Source organism: Acinetobacter sp. AS167 (assembly GCF_037152175.1).
In the GTDB taxonomy this organism is placed as follows: Bacteria; Pseudomonadota; Gammaproteobacteria; order Pseudomonadales; family Moraxellaceae; genus Acinetobacter.
Genome location: NZ_JBBCMP010000001.1, coordinates 685,655 through 696,180 on the forward strand (window position 1 = coordinate 685,655; position 10,526 = coordinate 696,180).

General features: G+C 36.5%; 12 protein-coding genes. 5 read left to right on the forward strand and 7 right to left on the reverse strand.

The genetic code is table 11. From position 1 onward, the window contains the following. Positions 1-88: 88 nt before the first annotated feature. The 3 genes from miaA to tsaE form a co-directional block, all read right to left on the reverse strand. Entirely contained in the window at positions 89-1,033 is a 945-nt protein-coding gene (miaA, locus tag WFN33_RS03365) for a tRNA (adenosine(37)-N6)-dimethylallyltransferase MiaA (RefSeq protein ID WP_336951446.1), read from the reverse strand. A 6-nt stretch (positions 1,034-1,039) separates the two neighbouring features. Continuing rightward, a complete protein-coding gene (gene mutL, locus WFN33_RS03370) occupies positions 1,040-3,049 on the reverse strand; it encodes a DNA mismatch repair endonuclease MutL (protein ID WP_336951447.1) in 2,010 nt (669 codons plus the stop codon). 65 nt (positions 3,050-3,114) lie between these two features. Further along, positions 3,115-3,573, reverse strand: a complete 459-nt coding sequence (gene tsaE / locus WFN33_RS03375) for a tRNA (adenosine(37)-N6)-threonylcarbamoyltransferase complex ATPase subunit type 1 TsaE (protein ID WP_336951448.1) — start codon at positions 3,571-3,573, stop codon at positions 3,115-3,117. A gap of 147 nt (positions 3,574-3,720) precedes the next feature. On the opposite strand from tsaE, the gene WFN33_RS03380 reads away from it, so the two are divergent. The 3 genes from WFN33_RS03380 (at position 3,721) to WFN33_RS03390 (ending at position 5,595) form a co-directional block, all read left to right on the forward strand. Next, entirely contained in the window at positions 3,721-4,638 is a 918-nt protein-coding gene (locus WFN33_RS03380; RefSeq protein ID WP_336951449.1) for a pseudouridine synthase, read from the forward strand. A 107-nt stretch (positions 4,639-4,745) separates the two neighbouring features. Then, the gene (locus tag WFN33_RS03385) at positions 4,746-5,057 is read left to right on the forward strand and encodes a type II toxin-antitoxin system RelB/DinJ family antitoxin (protein WP_336951450.1); all 312 of its coding nucleotides are present in this window, start codon (positions 4,746-4,748) and stop codon (positions 5,055-5,057) included. A gap of 94 nt (positions 5,058-5,151) precedes the next feature. Further along, positions 5,152-5,595 carry a GNAT family N-acetyltransferase gene (locus WFN33_RS03390; protein WP_004821200.1) on the forward strand — a complete coding sequence of 148 codons (444 nt, stop codon included), beginning with the start codon at positions 5,152-5,154 and terminating at the stop codon, positions 5,593-5,595. Between the two features lie 133 nt (positions 5,596-5,728). Here the strand turns inward: WFN33_RS03390 and WFN33_RS03395 are convergent, their stop codons facing one another. The 3 genes from WFN33_RS03395 to WFN33_RS03405 all read right to left on the reverse strand — a co-directional run bounded on the left by WFN33_RS03395 (position 5,729) and on the right by WFN33_RS03405 (position 7,694). Further along, positions 5,729-5,953: a peptidyl-tRNA hydrolase gene (locus tag WFN33_RS03395; protein ID WP_336951451.1), complete on the reverse strand. Its 225-nt coding sequence runs from the start codon at positions 5,951-5,953 to the stop codon at positions 5,729-5,731. Positions 5,954-5,955: 2 nt separating this feature from the next. Beyond that, positions 5,956-6,678, reverse strand: coding sequence for a pseudouridine synthase (locus WFN33_RS03400; protein WP_336951452.1), 723 nt, complete (start codon positions 6,676-6,678; stop codon positions 5,956-5,958). 107 nt (positions 6,679-6,785) lie between these two features. Further along, positions 6,786-7,694 (reverse strand): NAD(P)/FAD-dependent oxidoreductase, encoded by a 909-nt coding sequence (locus WFN33_RS03405; RefSeq protein ID WP_336951453.1) that lies wholly within the window; start codon positions 7,692-7,694, stop codon positions 6,786-6,788. A 101-nt stretch (positions 7,695-7,795) separates the two neighbouring features. Here WFN33_RS03405 and WFN33_RS03410 point away from each other — a divergent pair, with 101 nt between their 5' ends. Together WFN33_RS03410 and WFN33_RS03415 are read left to right on the forward strand one after the other, a co-directional pair. Further along, positions 7,796-8,254: an RrF2 family transcriptional regulator gene (locus WFN33_RS03410; RefSeq protein ID WP_336951455.1), complete on the forward strand. Its 459-nt coding sequence runs from the start codon at positions 7,796-7,798 to the stop codon at positions 8,252-8,254. 108 nt (positions 8,255-8,362) lie between these two features. Beyond that, positions 8,363-8,821, forward strand: a complete 459-nt coding sequence (locus WFN33_RS03415; RefSeq protein ID WP_336951457.1) for a DUF441 domain-containing protein — start codon at positions 8,363-8,365, stop codon at positions 8,819-8,821. A 213-nt stretch (positions 8,822-9,034) separates the two neighbouring features. Here the strand turns inward: WFN33_RS03415 and WFN33_RS03420 are convergent, their stop codons facing one another. Beyond that, a complete protein-coding gene (locus WFN33_RS03420) occupies positions 9,035-10,048 on the reverse strand; it encodes a sensor domain-containing diguanylate cyclase (RefSeq protein WP_336951459.1) in 1,014 nt (337 codons plus the stop codon). Between the last annotated feature and the right edge of the window lie 478 nt (positions 10,049-10,526).

Genomic DNA, 10,526 nt, shown 5'->3' on the forward strand with positions numbered 1-10,526 from the left:
TATACTCCAAAAAAAATTAAAATCAGCGCAAAAACTACCTTTATTTTTCAATTAAAATTTATAAAAAAGGTAGTTGTTAAATTTTGCTTTATCCGTATAAGTTTCGCAAGTCTTCTTGTGCTTGGTTTATCGTAAAAAAAGTTTGAAAAGAGTGTGTTTCTTGCAAAGATCGTAACCAAGTGTATTGACGTTTTGCTAATTGTCGTGTTGCAAAAAGTGCTTTATCCTTCATTTGGCGCTCACTTTCTTGACTCAAATCACTGTTTTTTAAAAAATCTATCGCTTGTCTATATCCAACTGAGCGTGAAGAAGGTAAATTTTCTTCAAGATCGTATTTTTTCATAAGATTTTCAACCTCATTTAAAAATCCGATTTCCCACATTTTTTCCAAGCGTAACTCAATTCGCTTGTGCAGCTCAAGACGATCAGGCAATAAAGCATAATTATGAAAATGATAACGGTAAGGTTGATTCTTCGGTTGTTCTGCCTGTAGTTGAGTAATAGGACGACCAGTAATTTTATACACTTCTAAAGCACGAATGATTCGTTGCTTATCACTGACTTTAAATTTTTCACCTGCCAACACATCAACAGATTTTAATTCATCATACACCGATTGCCAGCCTTCCGTTTCACCTTTTAACTCAATCGCAGCACGAATCGCATAATCAGCACTCGGTAAATTTGTAGAGAGCCCCTCAAGCAACGCTTTAAAATATAGCATTGTACCGCCAACTAAAATAGGTGTTTTACCGCTTGCATGGATACCATCAATCAGTCGACAAGCATCCTCGACAAATTCAGCAGCAGAATAAACCTCAAGAGGCGTAATAATATCAATCAAATGATGCGGATAACACTCCTGCTCCGCTTTGGTTGGCTTTGCAGTACCAATATCCATATCTTTATAGACCAAGGCAGAATCTACAGAAATAAGCTCATAATTCCCATGATCATACAGTTCACATGCCAAAGCAGTTTTACCGCTTGCGGTTGGTCCCATTAAATTGATGACGGGCAATTGATTTGACATGTACAACTACTCTCCTCGAGCAAATAATTTATCTAATTGGGGTAATGGAAATGCACGCCAAGTTGGTCGACCATGATTACACTGACTTGCAAATTCTGTATGTTCCATTTGTCGCAGCAAAGCATTCATTTCTGAAAGACTTAGCATTCGATGTGCGCGCACTGCGCCATGACATGCCATTCCTGCTAAAATTTGATCACGCTTCTGTTGTAGTGCTTGAGCTTCATCATTTGGATCTAAATCATTGAGCAATTCAGGTACTAAGGACTCAAAATCAGCTTTATGCAAAATTGCAGGCACGCCACGCACAATTACTTGATCATCACCATATTGATCAATTTCTAGACCTAAGCGCTCCAGCTGCGGTTTTAAATCATCAACACGAGTTGCTTGCATACGGGTAATTGAAATAATTTTAGGAATAAGCAACTGTTGTGAAGTCCAAAATTCAGGTTTATCCCATGCAGATTTCATTTGTTGAAGTAAAATACGTTCATGCGCTGCATGCATATCGACAATAATTAGACCTTCCGTGTTCTGTGCAAGAATATAAATCCCATGCAATTGCGCAATGGCGATTCCCAAGGGATATTCATCAACTTGATGGATCTGTTTATTTTGAGTTTCCTGCGCAGATCGCTCGTAAGATGCTTGATCTATTAAGCCTTGATCGGAATTTCCAGAGTCACGCAAAGGGGCTAAATAGCTTTTCAAGGCGTTATTGAGTTGTTGAGTGCCACGATACTGCTGTTGTGGTTCATAGTGGGAATAATTGACTGTTTGGGCATGTCCATCACTAAAATCTGTTAGACCACTATGCTGTATAGACCCATCTGAATTGCTTCGGTTATTTTGATCAACCACATGTTGCTCAGCGGTTGCATTTCGATGTAAATAAAACTGTTCTTGATAACGTGGCTGAGCTGGTAATAATTGATCTGCTATTGATCCATCCTGCTTCATTGCAGAAGATAAATCCGCAGTTGCAGTTTGAAATTGAGATAAGGTATCTTTAGCAAAATGTCGTACAAACTCATGCACTTCACGTTGATTAAGGAAGCGAATTTCATGCTTGGTTGGATGCACATTCACATCAATATTTTCAGGATCTACTTCTAAAAATAGCAAATAGGCAGCATGTTGATGCCCATGCAAAATACCATCATAAGCCATCCGTAAAGCATGCGAAATGGTTTTATCTTTGACGATACGACCATTCACATAGACATATTGCAAATCGGCTTGTGCACGCGCATCTGAAGGATGTCCTAACCAACCTGATAAACGCATACTAATACTATCTGCATCAATCCAATACGCATTTTCAGTGAATTGACGACCTAATAATTGCTGTACTCGTTGAAATCTCAATTCACCACTGTCAGCAATCGGCAAATTGAGACGAATATTATCATTATGTTCTAAAACAAAGCGGATATCGAAATGCGTAAGTGCCATTCGACGTACAATTTCTTCAATATGACCAAATTCAGTACCTGGTTTCTTTAAGAATTTACGCCGCGCAGGCACATTAAAAAACAAATCCTGAATACGGATATGTGTACCTTGTTGGGTTGCTACTGCTTGAATATCTTGATGATCGAATGCTGTACCATTGACTTCCAGTTGGTAACCGACACCTGAATCATCCTGACTACTGGTTAAGGTTAAACGCGAAACCGCTGCGATAGATGCAAGCGCCTCTCCACGAAAGCCCAAACTCACAATTGCATGTAAATCTTCAGCAGATTGAATTTTACTGGTTGCATGTCGAGTCACTGAAAGTGCTAGATCCTCAGCGTGAATACCTCGACCATTGTCAATAATTTCAATCAGGGTACTGCCGCCATTTGCCACACGAATAATCAGCTCAGTCGCACCTGCATCAATCGAGTTTTCAAGCAACTCTTTCACTACTGATGATGGTCGTTCAATCACCTCACCTGCAGCAATTTGGTTGGCCAGTGCTGGATCTAGATTTTGGATACGTCTTAAACTGATATCTTCGCGTTGCATTCAATTAACCTAAAAATTTAAATAAATTAAAATATATGATGGGCTTAAAATGCTGAAAACATTGATCAAGTCAACGCTTCAATCAATTCAGCAGAAATACTTTCAATTACCACTTCACGAGCAGCTTCATCTTCTGTTTTTAAAATAGTAATCACATGATCTGCTTGTGGGATCTCATCACCGCCCTTAGAAGGCCATTCAAATAAGAATAAAGCATTCTCGACCTCTAAATAATCACGAATACCCATCAATTCAAGCTCATAAGGATCATTTAAACGGTATAAGTCAAAATGAAAGACATCTTTCACATTGATCTTGTAAGGTTCTACCAATGTATATGTGGGACTTTTCACCGCACCTTGATGCCCTAAACTTTGTAACCAATAACGTGTGAGTGTGGTTTTTCCCGCACCTAAGTCACCGATTAAATAAATTACGCCTTTTGCAATATGTTGAGCGAGCTTTTGTGCCAACATTTGGGTGTCTTGTTCATTGCTCAGAGTTAATTTATATGAATATTGCATAACGCTCACGATATGATTCAAACTAGACAATATGATAGCATTGCGTGACTTTAAAACCTATGTTGCATTGTTTAGAAATCATGTTTTGATACTTTCCAACACGCTTAGACAACTCACTTTAAACTTATCTGCATAAAAAATACGCTTATGAAACCCGTCACCCTTGTTTCAGAATATCAACCGCCAATGAGAGATGGTGTAACAGCTTCAAAAGTTTATCTCCCTAAATTAGAAAATTTGCCTACAAATTTATTCAGTTATTTATGTAACCATTTTCCGCATATTTCAACCAATGAATGGCAACAACGTTTTGAAGATCAACTCATCTTGGATATGCATGGTCAAGTATTAACAATAGATCATCCCTATCTAGCGAATACTCATCTTTACTATTATCGATTTCTAACGCATGAGATTTATGTGCCTTTTCAAGAAAGTATACTATTTGAAAATGAGGACTTCATTGCCGTAGATAAACCTCATTTTTTGACCATCAGTCCCTCAGGCCAATATATACAAGAAACATTATTGGTCCGTTTGAAAAAAACCACAAATAATCCTGACTTAACCCCCATCCATCGTTTAGATCGTGAAACTGCTGGCATTGTATTGTTTTCTAAATGCCCACAAACACGTGGTCTATATCAACAAATGTTTGCACAACGGCAAGTCAATAAAACCTATCAAGCAATTGCAAAATTTGATTCTGAGTTAAGCTTTCCACGTTCTGTAGATTTAAGAATGGAAAAGGGCGAACCTTTTTACACCATGAAAGTTGTTGATGGAAAATCAAACTCATATACCGAAATTGATCTCATTGAACATAATCAAATTTGGGCAAAATACTTACTTAAGCCATCAACGGGTAAACAGCATCAATTACGGGTACATTTAAATTGGTTAAATATTCCAATTAAAAATGACCCCTTTTATCCGCGAGTTCAACATAAAGATGCTGCTGATTTTTCACAACCTTTGCAGCTTTTAGCCAAAAAAATTCAGTTTCTTGACCCGATTAGACAAGTAGAATATTGCTTCTGTTCTACCTATGAATTGACACTGTAATTTTGACGTAATGACAAATATATGACTTTTTGGCGATTAAGCATTGAAATTCCGAAAGCTTTGATTAAAATAAGCATTCAAACTCTAATTTTGTTTGGTCACTATTCATGAGAAAAACCGAAGTCTATCAAGTACGTCTTGATTCACAAGAAAAAAAACTAGCATTTGCTGTTTTTAAACAATTGGGGATTACGCCTGCACAAGCAGTTCGACTGTTTTTTAAACAAGTTGTCATCACAAAATCCATCCCTTTCGCTATAGAAAATCAAAATATCAATATGGATCAGTTATTCAAGCTGAGAAAACTTAAGCAAGACCAACAAAACGGGCAACTCAATTCATCTGCTGATTTAAATGATGACGATGAAGATCTATTTGCAGAGTTAAATGCCATCTTGGGTGAAAGTGACAAAAAATAACACTGTCGCAATTTTAAACAAATAATTAAGTTTACTTTTCTATTTTTTGGTTATGCTCTTTTGCAAAGATAAAAATCATTGCAAGGAGTAATAAATGATCGTTAGACGAGCGACCAAAGAAGATTTAAATCAACTTGCTACTTTATTTGATGAATATCGCCAATTTTACGGCGCATCTTCCAATATCCAACAGTCCTTTAATTTTTTAAAACAACGTTTTGAAAATAAAGAAAGTGTAATCTTCATCCATGTCAAAGATGATGTTTTTACAGGCTTTGTGTTGTTATACCAAGGCTTTTCATCTGTTTCTTGTTCAAAGTACTATATTTTAGATGATGTTTATGTAACACCTGTTTTTCGTCGACAAGGTTCTGCCAAGCAACTGATTGATACTGCAATTCTTTTTGCACGTCATGAAGATGCGCAACGAATCAGTTTAGAAACCCAGAAAAACAATTACCATTCACATCAGCTCTATGAGCAAATGGGTTTTGTTAAAGACAATGAATTCCAGACATTTCATTGTTTTCTTAAGTAATTTGTACTATACAATTTTTAATCAATTCAATACAGGTTTCAACATCTTTGCGAATTTAAGTACATTGGGTATCGTGTCCTGTGAAATAGGAAAGACCACAGCACAGGATTTTTTACTATCCAATACTGTACTTTCATGTCCTAAATAACACTTTAATTTGAGCAATTTTATCAAATTCTTTTTGATTCACTTTAACCACAACTTTACGAAAAGAATGTTCTAACCAATTTTTATAACTTTCGGCATCAGCATCTTGAACAAATTGTAAATGCGCAGCCAAAACTGCATGCGCAACAAGAGTTGGAACCATAAAGTCTGGCATTTTATCTAAAACAGCAATAAAGAGCTTTAAAGCCATGATCAAATCACTATTTGTTCATTTTGACTATTTCTAGCAGCATTCACCTGATCTTCTGTCAAATAAACCCACTCGCCTTCAACCAATTCTTTAAGTGCTAATTGTCCGACTTGTGCACGATGCAAGCTTTCAACCCTATTACCCACTGCAGCTAACATCCGTTTGACTTGATGATAAACCCCTTGGTGTACAGTCATTTGTAATGCATATTCAGCCAAGCGCTGTACATCTGTTGCTGCAAATGTACCTTTTTCATTGCGTAATTCTACACCCTGTTCAAGTTGTTGAATCTGATCATCTGTAATTGGATCTGCTGTTTGTATTTGATAAACTTTAGCCACGTGCTTTTTAGGATGAGTCAATGCTTGCAAAAACTGCCCATCATCCGTGAGTAGCAATAGACCCGTCGTGTCCTGATCTAAACGACCAACAGTTTGTAAACCACGGTTCATAAGTACATCATCGAATAAATCAAAAACACTAAAATGGTGTGTTGATTGATGGGAACATTCGTAATCCTGCGGTTTATTTAAGGCAATATAGACTTTTTCACGGTATTTAAATGTTTCGGTATAGACTGAAAATACTAGATTATGGGTATCAAGCTTAAATTTAGGGTCTGTAACGACCTCGTTTTGGATTTGAATTGCACCATTTTTGATGAGTTGTTGGCAATGCTTACGTGAACCAAAGCCTTGTGATTGCAACATTTTTTCCAAGAACATAAATCAATACCTTAAAAATTCACGATACATTTTAAAGTATCGTGAATTGAAACCCAAACAACATTCAGGCTTTTTTAGCCTTATTGATTAATCAATATATGCTTTTATCAAGTATTAAAGATAAATGACTTATGTACAGCAACACCCGCCAGTGCTCCATCTGCAACTGAAAAAGCAACTGAACCACCTGAACGGGTGATATCACCACAAGCATATATCCCTTTAAGATTGGTTTCTTTCATGGCTGTGGTTTGAATGGCTTCGCTATATTCATTTACATCAAGCGCTACACCCAGTTTTTTGATCCAAGGGGCATTGATGCGCATAAAAGTGGAAATGAATAATCCATCTAATTGAACCTGCTCACCATCTTCCAAGACTAAATCACAATGATTGTGTATTTTAAGAATTTTGCGGGTATTTAATTTCACATTTCTTTGTTTAAGCTGTTTAAGTATGACGGGATCTAATTCAGCTTGTGAAATTGCATCATTTAAAAATAAAGTGGTATTGCCCCAGTCGGGTAACATCAGTGCCATATGGATCGAATGTAAACCTGAACATAACACTCCAAGTGTCCCCAGATTTAACTCATAGCCATCACAGTATGGACAATGAAAAATACTTTTCCCCCACCGTTCTGCTAAACCATCGATTTTAGGTAAATCATCGTTAACGCCTGTAGCAATAATTATTTTTTTGACTTGAATGGTTGTACCCGTGTCATCGGCTTGGTCTATTTGAATCTCATATTGCTGCCCGACAGCTCTCACATCGGTGACTGATGCGTTAATACATGACAAAGTTTGGTATTTGTCTAACTGTAATTTTGCATCACGAATAATTGCTGCTGGCGTATTGCCATCTTGGGTTAAGAAATTATGCGAATGTTCAGCAAAACGATTACGACGCATGCCTGCATCAATCATTAACACTTTTTTTCTAGCACGAAGCAATGGTAATGCTGCTGATAAACCTGCATAACTCCCACCAATAATTACGACGTCATAATTCATTTTCAACACCAATAAGTAACTTTTAAAGTTACTATATTGAGTTATTTTTATAATTGCAACTTTTAATGTTACAATTAGAAAAAGAACATTGACTTAAAACTATGCGTAAAGACAGTAAGCTTTCTCGAATGTTGCATGTGCTATTACATATGGCACGTGAAAAAAAACCGTTCACCTCTGAACAAATTTCAATCATGTTAGACACCAATCCTGTCGTAGTGCGTCGTACCATGTCTGGTTTAAAAAAAGCAGGCTTTGTCCATGCAGACAAAGGCCCTGGTGGTGGTTGGACTTTAGTGCAAACCTTAGAACAAATATCATTATTTGATATTTATCAGGCTGTTGGAGAACCTACTATTTTTGCGATTGGCAATGAACAAGAAACACCCAACTGTCTGGTTGAATTGGTGGTAAATAAGGCTTTAAACCAAGCCATGCAAGAGGCACAAAACATTTTAATACAACAGCTTAAATCAACGAATCTGTCTAAACTAGCACAAGACTTTGAGTATGAATGGAATTTATTGGGTGCTGAAACTCAAAAATTTATTGTCCATTAAATCCGCATTCAGCTGAATTTAAATGTAACTCATCGCCTGACAAGACAAATTCACATGCTGCTTTTCAGTATAATGGGGCGATATATTAATTTTTAATGATGAATATTGATGAGTTTTTCTAGTCTAGACCTAAATTTAATTGTGCTTCTTGTTTTATTGGTCTGCGGCATTTTCAGTCACAATACTGCGGTCACCATTGCAGCTGGGATTTTGATCGTCTTTAGAATCACACCGTTAAGTGAATTTTTCCCATTATTACAGACCCACGGTTTAGAAGTAGGCGTTATTATTTTAACTATTGGTGTGCTTACTCCAATTGCCAGTGGCAAAATCCCTGGTGATGTCATTTTAAAATCATTTATGCACTGGAAATCATTAACAGCTATTGCGATTGGTTTATTAGTTGCATGGTTAGGTGGCCGTGGAGTTTCCTTAATGACCAGCCAACCCAATGTCGTTGCAGGTTTATTGATTGGAACTGTCGCTGGAGTTGCTCTGCTCAGAGGTGTACCTGTGGGTCCCTTGATTGCTGCAGGAATTCTATCTTTACTGATTGGAAAAACTTAAAGTATTTTAAAATATACTCTCTTAACCCTGATCTGATAGTTTCGAGATTTGCTTAAAACTATCAGGTTAAGTAGAGCTACATTCAACTCATAAAATTGATAAATGCTTATACATAACGATTGGCAGATACTCTCAATGCATATGATCCACATAAATGATATTGAACAAACCTAAACTATACTAAAATTTATTTCAAATTAAAGATTTTAAAACTCAAGTGTTTAGGTTGATGATTTTTCTAGAACGTTTATGTTCATACATTTTAAGGTCTGCAAATTCAATCAACTTATTGAGTTCAATGCCATCTTCAGGAAATAAAGCCAGACCTACACTTGCACCCATAGTCAATTTGACGTTTTCAAATACAAATGGTAATCCACATGCTTCAACAATACGATTCATGACTTTTTTTGCCAACTGTTGATCGCCAAGACTGCTTAAAATCACTGCAAACTCATCGCCCCCCAAACGTGCAACCAAATCATCGTGTCGCGTAGTATTGACAATACGTTTACCAATTTCCTTTAATGCCTCATCACCTAAACGGTGTCCATATTGATCATTGATTGGTTTCAAGCCATCCATATCAATGATCAAAATCCCAAGTAGTTTTTGTGTACGTTTCGCTTTTTCAACACCTTGTCTTAGACAATCAAGAAACAAAGCACGATTGGCAAGTCCTGTTAACTGATCCTGTGTGGCAAGTTTATAGAGTTCTTGGGCACCAAACTTACTAGCATGATACATTGCAGCAGCAATCAGTTCAGACATGAGAGTAAGTAAATTTATATCACTTTCTTTAAAAGCATTTACGCGTTCTGAATAAATTTTTAATACACCAATCGGTTCATCACAATGAATTAGTGGTACAACAGCCATAGAACGCAGCCCAACCCGTCTACATGCTTCACGATCTACACGCGCATCAGTTTCACTATCTTTACAATACAAAGTCGTATTCTGCGCGATACAGAGCCCTGAAAGGCTAGAGCCCATCTTTAATCGTAGGCCTAGAAATTGATTAGCGCCATTTGAAACGGCACGATAAACCATATCACCTTCTTCAGCGAGCTCTACAATTGCACCTTTTGCATGGGTAATCAATTGAACTTGCTCTGCCACTAAAGTCATGACAGCATTGATATCTAAGCCTAATTTTGCAATTGCTGTCTGCGTCTGAATCACTGACAGTAATTGTTTTGAGGTTGGTTGTTTCGTTTTAGACATACATCATCCTAGACGAGGGTGATCCAATTTAAGTATATAAGGTCAAACTCTACATTGATGAAATAAGTATGAGTGCCTACTAGCGCTAGCTTCATTTCAAAGCCTGAATAAGTAAATTATTATCAAGCACAGAGTTTATGACATACATATTATGATGATTCATATTTAAAGTATATTACTGTGTTCATTAAATTTTTGAGTAAAAATTCAATCCATTACATCTTTTAAGCTTTAATTTAACTCAAACATTCAATCACTCATCTAATCATTTTTGAAAGTTTAAAGTCTTAAATAGAAAATCTTAGTCTAAATCAAGATTTACCACCCCAATATAGATCTTATAAAACTGTTTCATATTCAAATGAGTAATGAGTAATGAGTAATGAGTAATGAGTAATGAGTAATGAGTAATGAGTAATGAGTAATGAGTAATGAGTAATGAGTAATGAGTAATGAGTAATGAGTAATGAGTAATGAG